A 23,490-nucleotide genomic window follows, 5' to 3' on the forward strand; every position below is an offset into this window, starting at 1 on the left:
TGAACCTTCTTTTTTCTTTATTTCTTAGCCTTTGTTCCTACTAAATCACCAGCAACAACGTAACGCTTAGAATTATCCTTAACGGATACACATGTAATAAGCGTTATTTCATCTTTCCCATGATCCTCGACAACTTCCCATTTATCAGGAGTTACTTCAGATACACCAGTAACCGCATATTCATATTCGTTTTCATTATCATACAAATACATTTTATCGCCTTTTTTTAAAGAGGCTACATCACTAAATAAAACACCTTTTTTAGACATGTTATGTCCTGCTAATGCATAATTCCCTTTTCCCATTACTTGATTTTCTTTTACTGTTGCTGCACCTGATAATAGGTTTTTCTCAGTAGAAGATTTTAAAACAGGAAGTTCTAATGAAACACTCGGAATCGAAATACGACCAATTACTTGTTTCTTATCTAATGATGCACTCGCTACTTCTGCCAAGTCTGGTTGATCAATTTTCGAAGCATCTACAAATTCCGTCTCATGTTTTTCATAATCCATTTTTTGAACAGCTTGCACATTCGCTGTCTGCTTCTTTTCAGCCTGATATCCATCATAAAATGGCTTTCCGATTAACACACCACCTACAACAAATAGAAGGATTGCTACTATACTATAAATTCTTTGCTTATTCATATACAATTCCTTTCCGTTACAAAATCTTACTCTATATAAAATGATAAGATAATATTGCTGTATGTACAAGTGTAAGCTGAAAAGAAACCTTCTTGCCGATGCAAGAAGGTTTCTTTTTAAGCGATTTTATTTCGATATAAGGATACGTGAAAAATCGTCATTTGAATAAAGAAAATACTAAATGCAATATATATTGGATATGCAGGAACATATAGATTAGCAATTGGAGAAAGAGTTAAAAAACCAACCGCACAAGGCAACACGTACCATAGTGACATAAATGTAGTACGACAAGCCTTTTCTGTAATTGCCTTTTCTCTCTCATCCTCTTGAGGAAATAATAGTGGAAACATCCAATACGAGAGCTCTTTATATTTTTTCTTTTGAATTTTATAAAGAACAGTCGATATAATACCAAATATTAAAAGTAATCCTAGCGGCATTAAACTCAGTGAAATTTCAGATGGTACTCTCTCCGTTTGAATAAAATTAGCGACTTCAATAGTAAAATAATACAACTCAATAAACGCCCAACCTGCTAATACCATTAAAAGTACATTTAGCATATAAGAAAATACGAGTCTATTCATCCTCTTCCCCCTCCTTATTTAAAACAAACACATCTTCCATCTTTAACTCGAATACATCACAAATCGTCAATGCTAGTAACAATGAAGGAACGTAATCCCCCTTTTCAATTGCTGCAATTGTTTGTCTCGTCACTCCGACTTTTTCTGCTAATACACTTTGTGTAAAATTAAAACGCGCTCTTAATTCCTTCACTCTATTTAAAATGGTCAAATTTACCACCTCTCACTATTATTGTATGATACTCTTAACAAAATGTAAACTCAACTTAACATTGTTTTTACAAAAAAATCCAACTTCACGTTTTGTAAAGTTGGATTTCGTTTTAGTTTAAAATTGTAACTTTAACATTTTTTCTGCCCCAATTACTAGACGAAGCTTTATCCGGCATTAAAACATCGATTTTGTGACCTTTAATCGCGCCACCAGTATCTGCTGCAATTGCAATTCCATAGCCTTCAACATTTACAGTAGATCCTAATGGAATAACAGATGGATCCACCGCAATTAATTTCATTCCTGGGTTTGCAGTTAAGTTATAAGGCTTACCACCCGGTCCCCATGCAGAATATACTTGCTGACCTGCTGCATAACCATTTTCAGATGGATCTGCTGTATAAGCTGTTGCGTGTACATACATTTCTTTTCCGCCTGCAGTTACTTTAGGCTGTTCAGGCTCTACTTTCGAACTATTATTAGCAACTGGTTCAGCTGGTTTATTAGCTTTTTCTTGCTTTTGCTTTTCAGCAACTTCCGCTTGCGCTTTCGCTAAAGCTTCTTGCTCAGCCTTTGCAGCTGCTTCCGCTTTTGCACGCTCTTCCGCTGCAATTCTTGCCGCTTCTTGTTCACGAGCGATTGTTTCTTGTACTGCCTTCATATTTGATTCAATTTTAGCCTTTTCTTCTGCTGCTAAATTAAGTTGGCTTGCAACCTGATTATATTTAGCTTGAACTGTTTGTAAGTTATCTTGACGTTTTTTCAAGTTATCTTGCAAATCAGCTTGTGCTTTTGCTAATTTTTGTTTATCTACTACTAAAGATGCTTCTTTTTCATCAATCTCTTTTTTATCTTCTTCAATTTGACGAAGATCTTGTTCTTGTAGACGTAAAATTTCTTTATCTGCTTCTAGAATAGTCGTAACTGCGTTCATACGTTGTATGAAATCTGCAAAGTTTTTTGATTCTACAACAACTTCTACTACTAAACTCGTATTTGAGCTATTTTGAACAGAAACCATACGTTTTTTCATAATATCCTTACGAGCAAGGACTTTATCTTCTAAAACGACAATTTCGTTCTTTTTTTGTTCAATCTGCTTATGTGTTTCATCGATTTTCCGTTGAATAGCAGCTTGATCCTCTTTATTTTTTGCAATTGTATTATTTAAATTATGTAGTTCATTTTCGATACCTTGAATTTCTTTACTAACAGCTTGCTTCTCTTGCTCTTTCTTCTGCATATCTGCATCGTTTTGCTGCAATTGCTGTTGCATGTTGTTAAGTTTCTCGTCGTTTGACTCTGCTTTTACAGCGACTGTACTAGAAAGAACGATAATTCCTGCTAATACTAGACTACTGATTCGCTTAAAATAGTTCATAATCCGACTCCCTTCTTATACAGTTATACATGATTTATTTTACAGTTTGTTTACAGGACCATTAAATACAGTTTATTTTTCATGACAAAAAAAGAGAATTGTGAACAAAATGTAATAGATTCTTAAATATTTAACAATTCCTATATTTAAAAATTATAAAAGATGCTAAAATCCAAATATAGAGAAATTAAAAATCCCAAAGGCGGTTGAATTAAATAAAATGTTTACTCAAAAGAAATCACTCCAACATAAAATTGATCAACTAGAAACTCATATACATGAACTAGAAGCAGAATTAAAACAAAAAGATGTGGAAAAACAAGAAATTATATCTTCTATCCATAATCGTGTAAAAAGCGTTATGCAAGAGCACGAACTTGTAAATAGCCAACATCATACACTCCAAAACTTAATTCAACAATTGAACGCATGCTTTGAAAATGTTTCTATGCGCACTACACATTCCAACGAATTAAATAACGAAATGCTACAAAAAGAGCAAAGCTTAATTCAATCTATTGAAGAAATTATCGATTGCTCTAATGAAGGAAAAGAATCCGTTCATCGCTTACTCATTGTAATTAATAGATTAGGTGAACAATCTCAACGTACTTCTAATAGTATGAATCATTTAAGCGAACGCTCTAAAGAAATTGAACAAATTGTAGAAGTGATTCAAAACATTGCAGCACAAACAAATTTACTAGCGTTGAATGCAAGTATTGAAGCTGCACGTGCTGGAGAACACGGTAAAGGATTTGCTGTTGTTGCTAATGAAGTAAGAAAACTAGCTGAAAGTACAGCTGAAAGTACAAAAAACATCGGTAACTTAACGAAAAAAATTCAAGAAGAAATTGAAAAAGCATATGAAAATACAAAAGATAATTTACATTTAGTTGATGAAGGTGTTGAAATGAGCGCTGATACTAACGCTAGAATTGAAAATATTTTAATGATGATTCAAACATTACAAAGTGGCGCTACAAATGTTATTAAAGCTATCGAAAACCAAAAATCTTGTAACGATGATATATTACGAGAATTTGCAAACACACAACAAATGTTCCAAAAATTAAACACTACTATTATGAATCATATTAATGATGCTGAAAAAGTCGATGTTCAATTATCAAAAAGTATTCAAAAAATAGTAGGTTTTCAGTAATGTAAAAAACCCCCTATGACGTCATAGGGGATTTTTATTATATTTCGAATATTATTTTCTTCTCAATATTCACTCTCTCTTTTGTTATAATAGAAAAGTTATTTCTTTCGACTAATACACAAGGAGGATGTTATGGAACAATTTTATTACATTTTAAAATATTTAATTCTTGGTCTATTCCAAGGACTAACAGAACCAATTCCGATTTCTTCAAGCGGTCACCTCGTTTTAGCACAGCATTTGCTAGGACTAAAAATAGAAGGGTTTAGCTTTGAGCTACTTGTTAATTCAGCTTCATTATTAGCTGTATTACTTATTTATAGAAATGACTTAATTCGTCTAACAAAGAATGGTCTATCTTATATATTCACAAGAGCAGAAGATGCAAAATCAGATTTCTTCTTTATTATTTACCTTGTTATTGCAACCATTCCAGCAGGTGTAATTGGAGTTTTATTTAAAGATTATATCGACCACTATTTAAAAGGTGTTAAAATGGTTGGGATTTCCCTTCTTATTACTGCTATCGGCCTTTGGATTATTCGAAACTTGCGTGGACGTAAAAATGATGGCGACCTTTCTATGAAAGATGCAATCATTATTGGTCTAGCACAAGCTTGCGCACTAATTCCTGGTATAAGCAGATCAGGTGCTACAATCGTGGCAGCAATGTTACTTGGTATGAAGCAAGAAACAGCTCTTCGCTTCTCATTCTTACTATACATTCCTGTTAGCTTAGGTGGTTTATTGTTAAGTATTACAGACATTGCAAACGATCCAAATTTAGATACATTATTTGTACCTTATATTGTTGCTTTCATCGCAACATTTGTCATGACATATATTTCATTAAAATGGTTTATGAACATTATGGCAAAAGGAAATTTAAAATACTTCTCTTTCTACTGTATTATCGTAGGTGTGCTAACTATCATTTTCTTATAAAATGAAACTTTAATCAGTGTGGGTTTTGTTCATCCCCCCTGCTGCCTAACTTCTTTGCTCCACCTGAATTTTGAGGTGGGAGTTTTACTGCCCACAAATAGCGCGATAAAAAACCACTTACTGCCCTCATACAGTAAGTGGTTTTTCCTTATGCATAAACTTTCTTTTCCTGACAATACAAGCGAATAACATGTGTATTTTTTTGAAATAAATCATGTGTTAAGCGAATAATAATAAAATTTCGTTTTGTATTATCATCATGAACAAAAATCTGTTCCCCCTCTTGAAAACGCCATGTGCTTTCAAAAGTTGTAATATGATCCCCGCTTACCGAAAAAAGCTCATATTGCATATCATGTACCCTCTTTCAACTTGTATAATCATAATATCTTTATATTAAACTTATTATAGCTTAATCTATTTTAAATTTGTAATTTTTTCTATTTCGAGCTATTTCCACTTTGTTTTACATTCTTTTAAGCGCTATAATGATAAACGAAATTTCATTGAAAGGAGCTTCATTTTGACTGCATATTTATTTCCAGTAAAAACAGCTTTTATTTTATTTCCTATTTTAGCAATGTTTCTATTAATTCCTTTTTTAATATTTAATTATCGAAAATACGGTTATTTAAATAAATGGCGCTCATTTATTTTATACTCATTATTACTTTACTTATTAAATGCCTATTTTCTTGTTATTTTGCCGTTACCACAAACGTATGATACTTGTAGCCTACAACCCGCTAATACACAGCATATGCAACTCTCACCATTTTATTTCATACAAGAGATTAGTAATCACACATCGGCAATTTTAACGAAACCTACTACTTATTTCTTGTTATTAAAAGAATCTGCATTTTTACAAGTTGCTTTTAACGTTCTATTAACCGTTCCATTCGGTATTTACTTACGTTATTATTTCCAACGTAGTTTCTTCCAAACAGTGTGCATTTCTTTTTGCCTTTCACTGTTCTTTGAATTAACACAAGTAACTGGATTATATGGTATTTATAATTGTGCATATCGCTTATTCGATATCGACGATCTGTTTTTAAACACACTAGGCGGCGTAATCGGTTTTATCATTGCGCCAATATTTACGTACTTCCTGCCAAAAACAAGCGAATTAGATAGTCATATTGATTTGGAAACGAAACCAGTCGGATTCGTTCGTCGTCTCATCGCTATGCAAATTGATTGGATCTTCTTATCTATCGTTGTACCTTTCATTAAAAACAAAGGAAACTCACTATTTATTTCTAACATCCAATCTTATACAAATGTATACGAACTCCTTTTCATCGCATGTTCAATCTTAATTTACTTTATTATCATCCCATACTTTACAAATGGAAGAACAATAGGGAAAGCGTTGCTTCGTATTTACATTAAAGGACAAGCAGAGCGTATTACACTAAAAGAATTATTCATTCGTTACGGTATATTCTATTTCATTTTAGGTGGAATCAATTACATTCTTTCTAGTAGCTCTATTTTAAATCATACAGAGTCTTTAGTATTACTAGTTATACTGTTATTCCAATTTGTAATTAACGGGCTATTTATTATTCATGTTTTATTACATGTATTTAGTAGTGATAAATTACTATTTTACGAGCGTATTAGTCATACAAGAAATGCAATTACACTTAAAAAAGCTGACAAATACTAATTTGTCAGCTTTTTTTCATAATCGTAAATAACTTTTCTGTATAAGGGCTTAAAAATATTCCTGTTTCATCTAGTGACTTCCTCACTTTTAGAAACGAATGCAATTCTGGATATATATTTTGCAATTTTTCGTACGTTAACGTATGCATTTTCCCCCAATGTGGGCGCCCTTCATACTTTAGAAAAATTTTCTCCACTTCACCAAAATAAGCGGCATACTTCATACCTTTATACATATGAACAGCTATATACGCTGAATCTCTTCCATATGCTGGACTGAGCCATATATCATCACCTCTCACGTAGCGGCATTCAATCGGGAAGTGCACCTTATACTTTTTCTTTTCAATAAGATTTGAAATTTCTTCTACAACAGCTCTCATATACTTTGAAGGGACACTGTACTCCATTTCATAAAATGGAACTGTACGTGATGTAGCGAACACTTCATAGCTTGGTCCAATTATTTTCGTGTTCGGTACAGCCTTAGCTGATAATCGGCTTACTCCTTTACTTATAGAAGGAAACCATTTACACCCTTTAGATAATAAAGAGAACATCCTATTTTCAAGTAACTCCACCTTTAGTTTATGCCATTTCAAATCACTTTCTTTACTCGTTGTTTCGTTTGTAAATTTCACTTGTACTTCATCTGAATAAGGAAAAACGAAAAATTCAAAATGACGATTCTTCTTATATTCTTCTAGTTTGTTCATTACAGTAGACAATGATTGTTTTTCACTTTCATAAACAAGCGAGTACGCTGGGATAACCTTCAATTTTATCTTTACAATGATACCTAGCATTCCAAGCGACAACTGAAATGCTTTCCAATATTCAGCGTTCTCGGCTTCTGAACAAACTATACTCTCACCTGTTGATAAAACTGCCGTGATCTCTATAACTTGTGTTGATAAACTCCCAAATGTAACACCCGTCCCATGAGTCCCCGTACTAATCGCTCCTGCAATAGATTGTGAATCAATATCCCCTAAATTTTCTTGCGCATAACCTTTTTCCTGAAGTAACTTCCCTAAATCATGTAGCTTTGTTCCCGCCCATACTTCGGCAACCTTCTTCTCTGCATCAATATTCACAATGCCCTTCAATTCATCTAAAGAAACTAAAATTTCTTCCGTTTGCACAAGAGGTGTAAACGAATGACCTGAACCGACAACACGAATTTTCTTTCCTTTTTTTCGTGCAAGCCCCACAACTTCTACTACATCTTGTATACTTTTTGGATACATCGTATAATGCGGCGTTCCTTCTACATTCCCTGTCCAATTTCTCCATTTTTGTCCCTTTATAGAAAGCATTGTCCATCCCCCCGATATGTTGAATACTTTCCAACAATTTCCCCTTGTTTAATGCGATACAAAATAGGAAAACGCTCACATAACTCCCCAGCTTTACTATGACGAAACAAGATAGAATCTCCTATATCCACTCGTTCCTCGCCGTTATAAAAAATTGGCGTTTGCACTTCACCAGCACCTTCTAAAGCTAATAGTTTTGCACCATGCGGCATCCAAACCTCAGGCTCTTTATCTTTACCAACTGCACCTGAGGCAATATATCCGCCACCTAGGCAAGTATAAATAAAAGGAGCCGGTTTGCGTACAACTGGTAAAGCAAATCCGGCAGCTGGCTGAAATTTTACTTCTTTATAATAGTCAAACAGTTTAGGAGAGTAAAAGGCGGATCCTACAGTAATCTCTGAAACTGAGTTATCTTGCTCAGTTGTTTTTATACTTCCTGTTCCTCCCCCATTTACAAATCTTAGTTCAATACCAAGGTTTTGTATTTCTTTTACGATACGTTCTCTTCTTTCTTTAACCTCTAACACTGATTTCTTCTTTAAATACGAAACAGCTTTACTTTTCATCCATTGATTCGGTATATGATCCCCCACCCCGGCAATTTGAGCTTCATATCCCATTACACCATCTAGTATTAAATATGATGAGCCCTTCACCTTTTCTACTATTTTCAAAGCGCTCTGCACATCTTTTACCGGGGATCTTTTTACACCAAAATGAAATTTCAAAAAACGACTACTCATATCAATATCCAAACAAACGCGAAAACACCCTTTAGACTTCTCAGCAATCTTTTCTAAATAAGTAATATGGTCTTCACAATCCACCATACAAGTTATAATGTGCCCTTGCTTTGTTAGCAAACTAATTTCATGTAAAGCTCTTTCATCATAAACAGGATATCCGAGCAATAAATCATTAAATCCTTGTTCAATTAAAAACAAAGCTTCTCTAGGAGAAAAACACATAATACCTTGAAACCGATTATTTGCAGCTAAAATCTTTTTCATAACTGGAACAGAGCGTAATGATTTACTCGCTATACGAATTTTCTTATCTCCACTTAACTCTATAATCGATTGAATATTCCTCTCTAAAGCCACTTCATCTAAAAATGCACACGGTAATGGAACTTCCTTAAAAATTCCTCTATCCACATTTTTCTCTCCTCTTCTATATATGTCTTATACATATTGGAAAGAAAAAATGATTTTCCTGTTTTCAAATAAAAAAAGTTTCTTCTTCACGAAGAAACTTTTTTAAGACTACTCTACTTCATAGAAATAGTCGCCTCTACTGGATAATGATCAGAATAACCATTAATATATAAAACTTTAATTTCCAAAAAGCGCACAAAACATCTATATTAAGCAGTTTTACACTATATCGAAAAATATAAATGGCAACACTTTTCTGGTTGTTTGTGACCATATTCGTTACCGGAAAAATCGAAATAAAACTAATAAAAAAAATAAAAGAGCACAGCGTGTTAATAAAGTGGTGGAACACTTTATTAACCGTCGCCTAATCACACTAGGCAAACACTTGCTGTAACTCTTTATGTACCTCATTTTATCGTACATAAGGGTCTCCTAGCAACAGTTTGCTTACATTTTGTGGAATTCTGTTGCTTTTTTATTTTCGGAGGAGACGAGCCCTTATGAAAAAATTGACTGCCTATAATGCAGATATTCAAAAATATATGCAACAAAACCAATTAAGTACTCAAAAGAAAAATGAGATTATTGATGATATTAGAAACCGTATCAACGATACGAATCAAAGTTTTGAAAGTTTATTTCCTTCTCGATCCAAACGAAAAGATGTAATGGATTATATAATTTATATGCTTTCAGGAAATGGTATATGTAAAATTGCTGCGGAAACATTAGCTGGTAAAGCTAATTGTTCTGTAAGAACTGTAACCGCTACTGTTCGTGCATTAAAACAAACAGGTAAAATTCTGATCGCTGGATTAGCTGATGGTAAAAATAAATATGTATTTGTATTAAAAACACACCCTAATTTCACAACAATCATGAAAGAGGTATTTTACATAGATGCCGAACTAAATGCCAATCAGGTTGCCGAACAGAAAAATGATGAGCCTCTTGAGACTGTAAGGCCAGAGAACGAAAAAACGAGTTCTAACTCTATTAACTCTTTAAATAATTTAAAACAAGAAAAAAATAATGATAAAGTATCCTTAATGGAATCCATTGAAAATGAATTAAAAGAAACGCAAAATGATGTCAAAAAAGAATTCGAAAGAGTTCATACTTATTTTGTGAATGAATATCAAGAAATGATGTACCACACAATCAAAGCTGGAACGTATCATCCTATTCTAAAAGCTAATGCCTCGATTATTGGTCTGCGTGTAGGTAGCAATTATGATAAAGGACTATTTCTTCTTGCATTCAATGCGCTAGGAAAAATTGATAGATTCTTGAAAAACAATGGAATTCTTACAGACAGTGTACAAGCTTTATTTACGAAAGTTTATAGTGATAATATTAGATTGTTTAAATCACCCGAAAAAAGTAGTACAAGTAATTCTGATGTATCCAAACCACACACTAAAGTACTTTGGTATAATTGGTTAGAAGAGGATAGGTCGAAAGAGCCATACACAAATACTTATATAACCACAACAAAATACTCTTTCATGCCTGAAAATGAACTTAAAATATCTAAAGGAGAAGCTGATGAAATGGGGTTGTATTAAATATCTACGTAAAGAGAGCGTTATTCAATCTTTTCAACACGATCCATGCGTATGTAATTAAACCATGCCCTTGATTCAAAAGTGATTAATGAGGCTTTTAAATATGCCAGAAACCTTGCTAAAAAGGCTGAAAAAAATGTAGTTTACTGGCGGATACAAATGTATTTAATAACATTCTTGCGAATGCTTCTTCTGTCTTGTTCTCTAAAACGCATGAGTATGAGCATAATGGCACTTTGATGAGAAATCCGATTGGTTATTTTACAAACACATTCAAAAATATGATGTATCATTATATTGACAGCTTTAAAGAAATTCATAATGTTGCAACGCGGAAAGAACATGCACATACTGGTAATTTAGCCGTGTTTAAACAAATAATAGCAGGGTAACATGGTAAACAGCTGCTTCCCGTATAAAACAACAAAGCATCAAGGATCCCTACTGTCATCATCTGAATCATCTCTGTATATTTTCGCAATGTTGTTCCTTTTTTCATCATAAAAATACCGCACAAGTATAATGTAACATTCAGCATTAAAAATGTAGTACACTGTCTACTTCGAAGGGATAATACCAAAAATCCATAGGTGTACTTCCGTAAAAAAATACACCACCACTTATGGATTTCCCTGTTATATTTGTTATATCAGGGAGCTGGAATTCTAATGATTTCAGAAAACATGTGTACCTTTTTAAGTACAAATATACGATTATCAAGTAAACATATTATCTGTGAAAAAAGGACATTCCATTCATTTTACATAAAAATTTTTCTATTCCCTTTAAGACAAATCCAATTTTAATATAAAAATACCACATTTCATTTTTTTTCATACTATAAACAAGAAGGTATAATTACCGAAGTTAATGGCCATTCAACAAAATATAAATACTACTTTAAAAAACATAGAACTTAAAGCCTTTTTCGAGATAGTGTCTACCCGCGTTTCAACCACTGAAAAATAGCAGCTGAGGTAACGACGCCTCTAAAAACAGATGTGGTTTTTGCATAGCGTGTGGCAATGCCACGAAACCTTTTCAATTTCAAAAAGGCATTTTCAACAAGATGTCGCAGTTTATAAAGATGTTTATCATACTTACGTTGTTTTTTTCTATTTTTTCTAGGTGGAATCACAGGATTCATTCCTTGTTTTTTGGTAAAGCGAACGATTTCATCAGAATCATAGCCTTTATCAGCTATCAGATGTTCTGCCTTTTACGCCCGTAATCAAATCGACAGCTTCTGTAAAATCGGACACTTCACCACCAGTAATCGTGAATTTCAGAGGGTTTCCATTGGCATCTACAACCAGATGGACTTTCGTGTTTAGCCCCCTCCCTTTTATGTGTCCCATGTCTTGATTTCCACCAACGGCTCCTGCCGCGTGTGGATGGACTTTACAATGAGACGCATCCATCATTACCCATTCATAATCTGATTCGTCTATTAGCTTTGTCAGGAGTTTATCCCAAATTCCTTTATCGCACCACCGCTTATAGCGGCGGTGTACAGCGTCAAATTTTCCATACGCACTCGGCAGATCATGCCATGGAGAACCAGTGCGAATTATCCATAAACAGACATTCTCAAAAGGAAGGGCTCTAACTTATTCCAATTTTCATCTGTTACATCATGTCTGTTATATGGATTACTCATAGCGATTCATCTCCAATATGTTTTTTGTTCTATTTTAACAGGTGTTACATTTTTGTGTGGACACTATCTAGATATTTTTTATTTATATATATCGGATAAAAATTCATCCAGTGTAAATATTCCAACATATGTACACGAATGCACCCCTACTAACTGAAAGTACTTTTTTAAACATACGGTACGAAAATGAAATTGCTAAAAATAAATTTTTATAGTTTTAAGAAAAGCGAAAACAGGATGCTGAAATTTTGTATGTAACAAATTTTTATGACTACAAAATATAAAATCCACTCAAAATTTTTCTATTACTGGCGATAAAAAATATACAAATTATCTATCTTCGCCGCCCTTCTCCATATATTTGTTATTTTCAACAAATACTAGAATTGAAATTTTTGAAAACACATAAATAAACTACAGAAAGCACCTTAATTTATACAATTTTTCACCCCATAACGCTCAAAAACGCTTGGATTTTGCTGTTTTTCCCCACTAATGGATGACAACACGTACTCATCTTCATTGTTCTTGAACACTAACAAATCAACTAGCACCACAAGTACAATATAAACATTCCAACCCCACAATCCACAAAAATATGAAAATTATTCTTTCGAAGGAGTTGCATATAATGCAAAATTATACACATGGGATACTATATGGAAAATTAATAACATGGACACAATATCAGGATATTATCGTATTAGAAATATCCTATAATAATACAACTACAGAGATTTGTATTTATAGGCATAGAATCTTTAATTTCGAACAAATACATGGAGGTAATTATATATTATTTGATATGTTAGCAAGAGAAATTTTTATTATATAAATACCTATATATTAAATATACCCATAACTCATACACACTTCCCTATAGATAAACATATATTAAAATATGGACAACCTTTATCTGGACATAATCATACCCTTCTCCAACAAAAACTACAAAAAGGTTCGAATTTTTCATTTTTTAGATGTAGCATCATCTTAAAATATTTTATAATCCAAAGTAATAATTTCAAGACGACAAATAAGCTTAAACATAGATTATTAATATAATAACCAGGAGGAATTCCTTTGAAAATATTATTAGCAACCTACTGGTCTATCCCACATTTGGGAGGCGTGTGGAATTATATGGATCAACTTAGAACAGCACTAGAGTCTCTGGGACATGAAGTCGACATACTAGGGTACGGAGATGAAAATACAACAATTCATATTATAAATCAGACCTTTAAAATTGCATATGCCACTCTTCTACCCTCTCTTCAAGTTAAATTAAACCCACAAGATTTCCCTCACATATACCAGCATCCTATTATCCAGTATACCGAATTTCGACGTGCTGCATATGAGTGGTTTCTAACACAATTAAATCTAGAACAATACGACATTATTCATGCGCAAGATGTTGTTTCAGCAGCTTCTTTTGCCAAAAATCTTTCCAATAGATCCACCCTTATTGCCACAATTCATGGAAGCGTCGCGCATGAAATAAAACGACAACTAAGGACTATTCACCTTTCTCCCACTGCTCCTATAGCTGACATTTATTTTGAGCAACTCGAACACACGGGGGCAACATCAACTGCTGTAACAATTACTGCAAATAATTGGTTGAAGAATATCTTATCCGGTGACTTTAATGTCCCATCAAATCATATTAAAATTCTTCAATATGGCTTTGATACGATAGGCTTTCTAAACAAATTAGAAACATCCACATATATACCGCGCCCAGAAAATAAAAAAGTTATCTTTTTTTCAGGTAGACTCGTGGAAATAAAAGGAATCCAATATCTACTCCCTGCATTAGCTCAATTAAAAACGATCAGAAATGATTTTGTCTGTTGGATAGCTGGTACGGGTGATGAAGAAGAAGCACTTAAAATGACGAGTCAACAGTTAGGTTTAACTAACGATGTTTTCTTTCTTGGTAGAAGAGATGATATTCCTTCTTTATTATCCAATGCTGACATTTTTGTGCAGCCAAGTCTACTAGATAATCAACCACTGTCCCTCATTGAAGCACAACTTGCCGGTGTTCCCTCCATTGTAAGTGATGCAGGAGGCTTACCTGAAATGGTTCAACATGGTATAAATGGGTTTATTATTCCCAAAGAAAATAGCGAAGAGATGTGTCGATATCTAAATATTCTTTTAACAAATGAGCAATATAGATTGCAATTAGGCGCCAATGCAAAAACGTTTGCTTTAGCCCATTGGGATATGAATACAGGAATCGAAAAATTATTGACTATTTACACTGAAGTTATCAAAAATAGAAGGTGATATAATGAGCTTAGAAAAAATTAAAGGTTCGTATGATGCTATATTTAGTCTCGGGCATCTCTGCTTAGCTAGCCAACAATTAGAAAAAAATCAATTAAGACCCTTTTCAGGCGTTCTTGATTGGATGAGTTCCCCATCCTTACCAGCGATTAGTCGTCTATTGACGAACCGATTTTCAAATTTTATGAACTTATCTCACTTAATTATTAGAGGTTATGCTACTGAACACAACCTTTTAGTGGAAGAAACAGTCTATCAAATATTTTCTAACCATGACTTTGCAACCGACAAAAATACTCTTACTCACTTAACTGCATATCATGACGTAAAAGCAAAATTCGATCGGCGTATTCAACGTTTTCTAGAAAAACTAGATTCAAGTCAACGTATTTTATTTGTAAGAACAGAAGGTACATGTACAGAAATATTAGAGTTAGAAGCCGTTCTATCTAATCTAGTAAAACATGATTTTAGAATTCTCGTAGTAAATCATTCTCCTGTACAGGATATGATTGAAATTGAATGGCCACTTGAAAAAGTTTCTGTAGTACAACTGCCAGATCATGAAATATGGCTGGCAAATGATCATTATTGGAGAACAATTTTTAAAGATATTCATCTTCAAAATTAAGAGTGATTATTCGATTATATTTTAATCCAAAACCTATAAATATATAGCGTTAACTACTTTAAGAATATATAGAGCGCTCCTCTTTCAAAAGGAATGCTCTTATTTTTATGTCTATTTATTTAGCATATACAAAGGTTTCACTTGCTGCGACATAGTATGTTTTGCCTTTACTATTGTGCACTTTAAATTGTGGAAAGCCATCCACAACAATCTTCTCATCAATTATAAATCCTTCCCCTACATCTACTGTACCAGCCACATCTTTATCTTCCCATGATGGAGAATGATAGAAACGTAGAGTGTCCACTTTAGAAACAACATATTTCCCTGCAATTGGACTTACCGACTCTTTTTTCTCAAATTTAATATAAGAAGGATTATGATATACCCACTGATCTCCACCAAGATTTAACCAACCATCCTTTTCAGCCCATACCATATAAGCTTCTGGTTTATTTAACTGACGGATCTTAGAATAACTTGTACCTGATCCTTTACGTAAATTCACGTTGTACCCTTCAATATAAGCAATTCCATCTGTTACAGCTGTTGGAACTTCTGCGGGTTTAGAAGACTTCTCAGGCGCAGAGGCTTCCACACTAGAGTTATTATATGCTCGTTGTACATCTGCTCTAAATTGAACTTCTGAAACGCCATGAGACTTTAAGTAGTCCAGTGGATCTTCATGATCTGTACCACCCAAATACTTTCTCACATCGTTATGTGTCCACAATCCTTTCTCTACAGGTAGTTTGTTATCTTTTAAGATTTTCGCAAGTAATCTCACGTACTTCTCATAACTACGTTTAAACTTGGCATAATCGGCTGTTTCACACAACTCCACATGTACAAATCGTTTATTCGCTGCAGGTCCAGCTCCATACGCAATATACTTTGTATCGGCGATTTGGATTGTTTCATTCCAATCAACCGCATAGTGAACAAATGCATTTCTCCAGGTACGAGTTTCATAACGTTGAATGTTAATGGCTGGCGCTTCCGGTGTTGCCGTACTGTGGGCAACCACTCCTTCATACGCCCCTACACCGCCCCTGTATGGCATTTTAGGTACATCAGGTATCAGAAGTATTCTATCGGCAAAAACGCTTGTAGACAGCGAAAATACCATACATAACGTTGCAATGATCCCCAATAATCGTTTCATTTTTGTTTCTCCTCCCATAGAAAAACGCACCACCAATTGGCGATGCGTTCTCTTTGTTTTTTATTTGTCTGTTTGTACTGTACCTTCATGGTCACTCCAGATTCCTAAGGCGACACCAAGTGTGAAAATATATGGTAACACTTCATCAATAAAACTCTTCGTCTCCAGTAACCCAGCCTTCGCACAAATGAATCCCAAAAGGGATGTGACTGCCACCCATGTTTTCCAGTTACGTAACCTTTTTTGAATATTCTCTTTGCTCATATGTTAGAGTCCCCCTTTTAATAAAAACGCGAGTAGGGCTGCAATCATCCCGCCTACAATGCTTTTCACTAACCAATTGGTATTACTTAAGATTTTCTCGATATTCTCTTCAATCTTCGCAACCTTGCTTTCCACGACTGCGAGACGTACTTGAATATCCTGTACGTCTTGTTTTGTTTCCTCACATTCTCTGCACGGTTCCATTGGTGTCCACTCCTCTTCTTTTTAGCAATAGAAAAAAGCCCTTGTTAAGAGCTCTTTGCTACTAGTCGTTTTTTGTTCAAATTCACATAAGTAATTGCGCCGCAAGTGGTAACTCCCCAACAAGGTATGTTGCGCTAAATGGATGAGTTTCTCCTGCTTTTACTACACAATTTTTATACACTTGTGGATATAGCTTCTGCAAAGTGGCATCTCGATGCTGTAACCAGACGAGCGGATTACGTATTCCGGTTTGCCCTTTACGTAAACTTGCATGAATATTATTTATTTTCATGGCTACTACATAATCTCTTTCTTTGCTTAGCATGGCATAGCTTGCCATTTTCTCGCCATTTACAATATCTTTACTACTGTTATCAGCTACAAGCGTTTCAAAGGATTTCCCTGTCGCATCTACCAATTTCTCTACAAATGGACGGCTCCCCGGAAGCATGGCTATATAACCATCTTCTATGAAAGTATCTTGTAACCATTTTATTTTTATATCAAACGTCACACCTTGATTTGTAACAGTATGAACAGAATAAATTTCACATAAAGCGTTTGTAAGATCAGAAGGATGGAATCCTTTCATAGATTGAACCGCTCTTACAATTTCCGCTTCTTTTATTGTCGTTTCTGGTCCCCATGATGTTATTTCTTTATCATCCACATACATCTTTTGGCTTGTTTTGAACACAGTTGCTGCACGATGTTCTGGTATCCATTCGGCTACTACAGATGAACCATTTGGTTTCATACAAAATGCGAATTCTTTATTAGAAAACGGGACCAGTAAGTCTACCTCTTTAACTGGATTTAGTAGGTCATCGTATACTAACGCAGTCTTATGTGCTTCTGCTGCTTGTACATAACCAGTATCATTTTTCACCCATCCACGGGATGTATTTGCTCCACCCACTGGTGGATTTGCTGGATCGTCACCTTTGAAAGTTGCTACGACCGTATGTGTTCCTTTACTTACTCCTCTAACTACTGGCCTCGTTCCATAATTTACCTTCAACTCATTTATAGGAACAGCACTTATATGTGTACTGATTGTTTTAACAACTGTACCGTCCACCTTGAACTCCCATAATCCTCCCCGATTATCGGCAAAGTGTTGGAAATCAAATCCCGTTCCTTCAAATGTGAATGTAAAAGAGTCTCCCACTGTACTTGTATAAAAGTTTGGTGGATTCGCCTTTTGTATCGCTCCAGCATCGTTTTTATAGTTGATCGCATTCACTTTCTGAGAAACAACAGAGAGATTAGAAATTGCACAGTCTTCTAATTTCACATAATCATCTTTCCTATCTTTTCTTAATGTGTAATGAGCTACTTTATTCCCTCTGAGTGGAACAAGTATATCTAGCGTACGATCACCTACAATACGTGTGTACATTTTTTGAGAAGTAGTATGATTACGAAGTAATTCAATAAAATCCCGTTGATTCGGAAGGAAGTCTGTAATGGTAGTTACATCCACTCCTTCTAATGTCTTCCCAGCTTGAATAATCTTTTCAAAAAGCTGAAATTCATTTTTAGATTCAATCGTTTCATCTGCCAATAACGAATCTCTCACCTTGAAATAGAAAGGGTAGGTACTGACTCGCTTTTTTATACCAGATTCTTCCCGTTCAATCGATATTTCCCCCTGTACCGTACCTACTTTGACAAGAGTTTGCGTGGTCAATACAACACTTATTTTTCCATTTGTTTTACCTAGCATCTTTACATTTTCGCTTTGAAACACCAATGTCTGATCTGGCTTCTTGAATGCTACGATAATTGTATCTGTATCTTGTAAAATAAAAGGTTCTTCATCTTCCTTAATGTTTATTATTAATTCTGAAGTGTTCAAGTTATTTTGAGAAAATTCTATATCATACATACAGTTTTCTTTTCGCATATCCACAGTAATTTCATAGGAACGATTCATCCTCTTTCCTCCTCATCTATATAAAAAAGGGGACAGTTATTCGTCCCTCTTTTGTTATACAACCCGTATTTTATACAAATTAAAAAAGACCAGCTTATGCTTATGGTTGCTCTGGTTTCTTATCAATTAATTTTTGAACTAACTCTTCTAATGTTGCTATTTTTCTGTTCATTGATGTAATTTCTGCCTTATGCTTCCTCTCGTTTTCTTGTATTTTCTCATTTTGAACTTCTTCAAGTTCTTGTAAAGCTTTTATAGTAAGTGATGCGTATGAATACAAGTGAATCCCTTTCCCACTTTCATCCACAAATGCTTCATCAGATTCATCTACAATTGCTCCATAATACTTTTTTATATCTTGCGTTGTTACTGGTGGATCATTGGGATCTTTCTCTTCTCTCATTTTGTAAAGCTCATTTACCGCGTTCTTATAGTTAAATTCTCTTACTCTAACATTTCTAATTTTTTCTAAAGCAGAAAAGGATACATCTCGGATGTTAGATTTGTACTCACGTAGCGAAGGACTCATAAAGTTACCTTGAACAGCTCCCCATCCATTTTGAGTAACAGGCGACTTAACTTGGAGAACTCCGGTATATCCTGCTACACGGCTATTACGTAATGTGATAGTAGGTAATCTTACATCTGCATCTGAGCTATTATCTTCGATTGCTAATGTAGATTGATATAGACCACTTTTTCCTCGTCTGAAATGCCAGTTTCCATTTCCGGCATAAAGAGCATGATAGTCGTTTGCGTGTAGAACACTAATTCCGTTTCTGTTAAGCTCCCAAAACACAGATTTTCTTATCTCACTATCAACTATGTCATCAGTAATACCAATGTTCGCACTAGCTTGAGGCCATCCGGTCCCCATTTGGGATATAAATAAAGCACCTTCAGGAGCGCTAGTTTTTTCATCTGTTCCTAAGATGAAAGTTGGTTGTACTGCACCGTCTCGTCTTCGATAATATCCAAGAAACGCTCTAGGGACACCACTTTCATATAGACGTAAAAACTGGTCATCTAAGCTTACATAGTTATTGGTATTTGATGTTCTAATTTTGCAACCACTTAACAAACCTGCCATTAACCACTCTGCTTTCACTTTTCCGACTAAATCTATTCTTGCCGCATTTAGCTTAATATTTTCTTTACTCATATTAAAGGCTGCAATTACATCATTTTCTTTTACAGATATGCTAACGCCTTTTTCTGTTAGCTGAAGTCGTGACTCCATATCTCTTACATAGGAATCTTTTGCAAATTGCCCATCTGCTTGCGTCTTCGTATATACTTCCGTTGTTTTTGCTGCGGCATCAATACCTTTTTCAGTAATCATAAAGCGATTATCAATGTGAGTCATTTGTTGATTAAATTGCGCGGTTGCAAGTTTATTAGCTAATTCGCCCAATAAATCTTGTTTATTTGTATCAACTGTTTGTTTCAATTCAGGTATCTGAAATCCAGCAACATAGTCTTCTACTTGTTTCAGCTCAACTTTTGCTCCGATTACGGTTGCCTGTTGTTCCACTTTAGAATTTGCTTCCGTAAGTTTTTTACCTTGCGCATCTACTATATTGTTTAAATTACCCACTGTGGTAGATAATCCGCTTGCTGTTTGTTCGATTGCTGTAACTTTTTTATCAATCGTACCCTGATCGTGTTTTAAATCAACCATATTACGCGAAAAGCCTTGCAGCGTTTCTTTCACTTCGTTATATTGACCAGCAACCTCTTTTTTTACTGATTCGATATCAGGTACAACAGGATCCCAAATACCATCTTTCCAAAGTTTTAACATACCAGGCTTACCGTTAGAAATATCTAACCATACTGTTTTTCTGTCTATAAGCCCTGTTTTCGGTGGATTCTTGGATTCTATAATTTCAACCGTATTGTTTTTTATATTCTCTTGTACTTTTTCAGCTAGTGTTTTTGCTGCTTCTGACTCCTTCTTTGCATGACTAGCGGTTGCATTCGCATCTTTCACTAATGTATCTAACTGATCGATCATTTCTTGTTTATTACCTAATGAACTAAGGATACGATGGTACATTTTCCGTAGTTCTTCATTTTGATTCACTATCTCTCGGTAATCCCCGAATTCATATTTATCCTGCGTTGGGTCTGTAAAAGATTCGTCTCCAGCTATTACTCGCGCTTCAAGATATAATTTTGGCGTGAATCCTGCATCTTTAATTTTTATCGTGTCGCCTTCATAAATGAATTCATGTTCTAAACCGAAAATTCGACCAATTGATTGTGCTTCCACTTCATAAGAGATGGAGGAATTGACACGCTTTTGTAATTCTATTTCCATAAGCGTCAGTAAACGTTTTGGAGTCATATCTAATTCTTCTGTTTCTGGTGTATAAAAACCGAATTTATGTTGTCCGTGTTCATTCCATCTTTGAAACGCATCTGCATCTACGATATAAGGTAGCCCCTTATTCATGCTTTCAATAGTGATTACTTTATCGCCTTCACCTTTTACAAATCCAACTAAAGCAGTACAAATATTACGGCTGTGCTCAACACGAGTTACACCGATTAAATCTTTTCCTAATTCTATTTCTTTGCCTGTATCATGCCCACGCTTTTTAACCATATCTACATACCAACCGGTAATTTGAGAGCCTATTACTTCTACACGATATTGAATTTCTAAATCAAATAAAGAAGCGATTTTCTTTAAAAACGTAAGCGGATCGATAAACTCATCAATGGTCATGGTATGGAATCCAGCGTATTCAGTATTTCCACGTTTCCACTTCATTCCCAAGAGTGCCATATCAATGAATTCATTAACCGTTTTGCTCTCTATCCGTTGTGGATTTATAATTCCGGACTTAGCGATTTGAACCCAAGCGCCTGAAGCATATGTGGTAATGAAGCGTTTATCAGAATCCTTCTCGGCCTCTGTAATAACATATGGAACGACACGTCCATCACGGACTTCTTTTAAAACTAAGTTTTGTTGCTGCAATGTAATTGCGTGTTTTGTTCCGTCAAAAGTTGTGAAATCTAGCATATCAATATTGTTTTTGATTTCCCAATGGCGCTTATCGTCCCAATAGTCCTGTGGTTGAATAGCCGAGACAATTTGATCCGTTTTGAAATCCACAACATGCAATATTCCGCTTGGTGTTCTCATCTGTATCTCTCCCTATAACTAACTGTTGCGTTTACATCTGGTGGCATGATATCTATACGATTATCGCCACTTATTACTTTAGGGAAATTACTGAATATATCTTTTATATTGATTGTATTCTTCCCATTGATTGTGACGAGACTTCGTTCTGTATCAATAACAATTTTGTCTCCGGTATCGAAAATATAAGGCTTTGTATTGGAAGGTACTTTGTTTACTTTCCAAATCTTTAAATCATCAATTTGCATGACATCAACGGGTTTATTTACATCCCAACTCATGATTGAAATCATTACTTGTGCAATTTTTCGTTCTGTCATTGGATTTCCGGTTTCATCAATCCAACGTTCAACAAGCGAAGCGTCATCTATTTCTGTACCATCTCTAAAACGTGCTACATAAACAGACCACTCTTTTCCACGCCTTGCAATACGTAACCTACCGTAAAATTGATTCCATGTATTAGGATGTGCCCCACTTGTATCTACTAATTTCCGTATACTGTTAGGCGTTCCTGCATGTCCAATACGCATGTATGCTTTCGGCATTTCAGCATCCCAATATAAATCATTCATGTTAATTCGTGTAACGATATTACTTGTGTCATCTAAAAGAAGTACCTCTACACGGCCCATTTCCCCAATACTTTTGGACTTCAAACGCACCCAAGTCTCCATTTCAAAATCTTGTAACGGTCCTCCTGGAATATTTTTCTTAGCAATTGCACCGTGGAATCCTTTCTCTTGTCCGTAATCTTGACAATACAATGCGTAGCCATCCCTTGATTTAAAACTACCTGTACCTTTCATGTCATCAAAAACTCCAGTAACAGGAGTCCATCCTACAGCTGTAGTCATTTCATCCCACATGACTCTTTCTCGTTCTTGTACTGTTGTTTCTTCCACAGTGAGAGGATAGCCAATTCTAAAATAATCACGATTATGTGGATATTCTCCAAACCATACATCTAAAAAAGTGCTTGGCTTTTTTGCAATCATTTCAATTAACGCTGGGGCTTCTACACTACCTTTATTCGTGAAATGAGACGTGATTTCTGTGGACCAATTTTGTGTGAATGTTTGAGTCTGTACTTTTCCTAATTTATAAGGCATAGGGCAAACGAAAGTAATAACACCTTTCCCCCTATTAACTAGTTCATCCAAATCTAGTGAACCATCAATAAAAGCAAGATATGTTCGATCTAACTCATCATCAAAAATAAGTTCAGCTGGTTGCTCTGTGTATAACCAATTCGCCATATCTTCCTTTATCTTTTGCAAGTCTGCCATATCTTTTCTAGCCTTAAGAACAAGAGGAACGTCAATACGACGCTCCTCCGTTTCTGTATGAATAAAAAAAGCCCCTGGACGATGAGGAACTCTGACAAGATTTCTTTTAATTGGAGCCCATGAAGGACGTTTCCTCCCTACAAGCATTTGAATATAATCTTTGCGAATAGTATTAAATGTAAAGCTTAATTTCCCCAAAAATATCACC

The 23,490-nt window shown here is 34.8% G+C and carries 18 protein-coding genes and 3 pseudogenes; 7 read left to right on the forward strand and 14 right to left on the reverse strand.

What is annotated here, in order from left to right:
* Positions 1–17 precede the first annotated feature (17 nt).
* The 4 genes from I6L50_RS01075 to I6L50_RS01090 form a co-directional block, all read right to left on the reverse strand.
* Entirely contained in the window at positions 18–650 is a 633-nt protein-coding gene (locus I6L50_RS01075; protein ID WP_219300054.1) for a class A sortase, read from the reverse strand.
* 116 nt (positions 651–766) lie between these two features.
* The gene (locus I6L50_RS01080; protein WP_219300056.1) at positions 767–1,240 is read right to left on the reverse strand and encodes a DUF2178 domain-containing protein; all 474 of its coding nucleotides are present in this window, start codon (positions 1,238–1,240) and stop codon (positions 767–769) included.
* Positions 1,233–1,451 carry a helix-turn-helix transcriptional regulator gene (locus I6L50_RS01085; RefSeq protein ID WP_002167109.1) on the reverse strand — a complete coding sequence of 73 codons (219 nt, stop codon included), beginning with the start codon at positions 1,449–1,451 and terminating at the stop codon, positions 1,233–1,235. Before I6L50_RS01085 ends, I6L50_RS01080 begins: the two co-directional genes overlap by 8 nt.
* Positions 1,452–1,563: 112 nt before the next feature.
* On the reverse strand, positions 1,564–2,835 hold the full coding sequence (locus tag I6L50_RS01090) for a 3D domain-containing protein (protein WP_002010551.1): 1,272 nt from the start codon (positions 2,833–2,835) through the stop codon (positions 1,564–1,566).
* Between the two features lie 661 nt (positions 2,836–3,496).
* Between I6L50_RS01090 and I6L50_RS35780 the strand changes: the two are divergent.
* Positions 3,497–4,000: pseudogene (locus tag I6L50_RS35780) on the forward strand (methyl-accepting chemotaxis protein); the annotation flags it as partial.
* A 132-nt stretch (positions 4,001–4,132) separates the two neighbouring features.
* On the forward strand, positions 4,133–4,945 hold the full coding sequence (locus I6L50_RS01100; RefSeq protein WP_002010553.1) for an undecaprenyl-diphosphate phosphatase: 813 nt from the start codon (positions 4,133–4,135) through the stop codon (positions 4,943–4,945).
* A gap of 148 nt (positions 4,946–5,093) precedes the next feature.
* On the opposite strand, the gene I6L50_RS01105 is transcribed toward I6L50_RS01100, so the two are convergent.
* The gene (locus I6L50_RS01105; RefSeq protein WP_002010557.1) at positions 5,094–5,297 is read right to left on the reverse strand and encodes a hypothetical protein; all 204 of its coding nucleotides are present in this window, start codon (positions 5,295–5,297) and stop codon (positions 5,094–5,096) included.
* Between the two features lie 171 nt (positions 5,298–5,468).
* On the opposite strand from I6L50_RS01105, the gene I6L50_RS01110 reads away from it, so the two are divergent.
* Positions 5,469–6,623, forward strand: coding sequence for a VanZ family protein (locus tag I6L50_RS01110; RefSeq protein WP_219300060.1), 1,155 nt, complete (start codon positions 5,469–5,471; stop codon positions 6,621–6,623).
* A gap of 4 nt (positions 6,624–6,627) precedes the next feature.
* Here I6L50_RS01110 and I6L50_RS01115 read toward each other — a convergent pair whose 3' ends face one another.
* A complete protein-coding gene (locus I6L50_RS01115) occupies positions 6,628–7,941 on the reverse strand; it encodes a D-arabinono-1,4-lactone oxidase (RefSeq protein ID WP_219300062.1) in 1,314 nt (437 codons plus the stop codon).
* Positions 7,929–9,101, reverse strand: a complete 1,173-nt coding sequence (locus tag I6L50_RS01120; protein ID WP_219300064.1) for an amino acid deaminase/aldolase — start codon at positions 9,099–9,101, stop codon at positions 7,929–7,931. The genes I6L50_RS01115 and I6L50_RS01120 overlap by 13 nt, the downstream gene beginning before the upstream one ends.
* 503 nt (positions 9,102–9,604) lie before the next feature.
* On the opposite strand from I6L50_RS01120, the gene I6L50_RS01125 reads away from it, so the two are divergent.
* Entirely contained in the window at positions 9,605–10,672 is a 1,068-nt protein-coding gene (locus tag I6L50_RS01125; RefSeq protein ID WP_219300066.1) for a cytosolic protein, read from the forward strand.
* A 66-nt stretch (positions 10,673–10,738) separates the two neighbouring features.
* A pseudogene (locus I6L50_RS34675) lies at positions 10,739–11,064 on the forward strand (cytosolic protein); the annotation flags it as partial.
* 548 nt (positions 11,065–11,612) lie between these two features.
* On the opposite strand, the pseudogene I6L50_RS01130 reads toward I6L50_RS34675, so the two are convergent.
* A pseudogene (locus I6L50_RS01130) lies at positions 11,613–12,332 on the reverse strand (IS5 family transposase).
* Between the two features lie 1,083 nt (positions 12,333–13,415).
* On the opposite strand from I6L50_RS01130, the gene I6L50_RS01135 reads away from it, so the two are divergent.
* Positions 13,416–14,633 carry a glycosyltransferase family 4 protein gene (locus I6L50_RS01135; RefSeq protein ID WP_219300068.1) on the forward strand — a complete coding sequence of 406 codons (1,218 nt, stop codon included), beginning with the start codon at positions 13,416–13,418 and terminating at the stop codon, positions 14,631–14,633.
* A 4-nt stretch (positions 14,634–14,637) separates the two neighbouring features.
* Positions 14,638–15,264 carry a DUF1796 family putative cysteine peptidase gene (locus I6L50_RS01140; RefSeq protein WP_219300070.1) on the forward strand — a complete coding sequence of 209 codons (627 nt, stop codon included), beginning with the start codon at positions 14,638–14,640 and terminating at the stop codon, positions 15,262–15,264.
* Positions 15,265–15,379: 115 nt separating this feature from the next.
* Here I6L50_RS01140 and I6L50_RS01145 read toward each other — a convergent pair whose 3' ends face one another.
* From I6L50_RS01145 to I6L50_RS01170, 6 genes are all read right to left on the reverse strand, one after another.
* Positions 15,380–16,429 (reverse strand): N-acetylmuramoyl-L-alanine amidase, encoded by a 1,050-nt coding sequence (locus I6L50_RS01145; protein WP_219300072.1) that lies wholly within the window; start codon positions 16,427–16,429, stop codon positions 15,380–15,382.
* A 60-nt stretch (positions 16,430–16,489) separates the two neighbouring features.
* The gene (locus tag I6L50_RS01150) at positions 16,490–16,693 is read right to left on the reverse strand and encodes a hypothetical protein (RefSeq protein WP_219300074.1); all 204 of its coding nucleotides are present in this window, start codon (positions 16,691–16,693) and stop codon (positions 16,490–16,492) included.
* 3 nt (positions 16,694–16,696) lie between these two features.
* Positions 16,697–16,897: a hemolysin XhlA family protein gene (locus I6L50_RS01155; RefSeq protein ID WP_219300076.1), complete on the reverse strand. Its 201-nt coding sequence runs from the start codon at positions 16,895–16,897 to the stop codon at positions 16,697–16,699.
* A gap of 82 nt (positions 16,898–16,979) precedes the next feature.
* A complete protein-coding gene (locus I6L50_RS01160; protein WP_219300078.1) occupies positions 16,980–18,836 on the reverse strand; it encodes a BppU family phage baseplate upper protein in 1,857 nt (618 codons plus the stop codon).
* A 100-nt stretch (positions 18,837–18,936) separates the two neighbouring features.
* Positions 18,937–21,993, reverse strand: coding sequence for a phage tail spike protein (locus I6L50_RS01165; RefSeq protein WP_219300080.1), 3,057 nt, complete (start codon positions 21,991–21,993; stop codon positions 18,937–18,939).
* On the reverse strand, positions 21,990–23,480 hold the full coding sequence (locus tag I6L50_RS01170) for a distal tail protein Dit (protein WP_219300082.1): 1,491 nt from the start codon (positions 23,478–23,480) through the stop codon (positions 21,990–21,992). Before I6L50_RS01170 ends, I6L50_RS01165 begins: the two co-directional genes overlap by 4 nt.
* Positions 23,481–23,490 lie beyond the last annotated feature (10 nt).

The organism is Bacillus sp. FDAARGOS_1420, from assembly GCF_019344915.1.
In the GTDB taxonomy this organism is placed as follows: domain Bacteria; phylum Bacillota; class Bacilli; order Bacillales; family Bacillaceae_G; genus Bacillus_A; species Bacillus_A mycoides.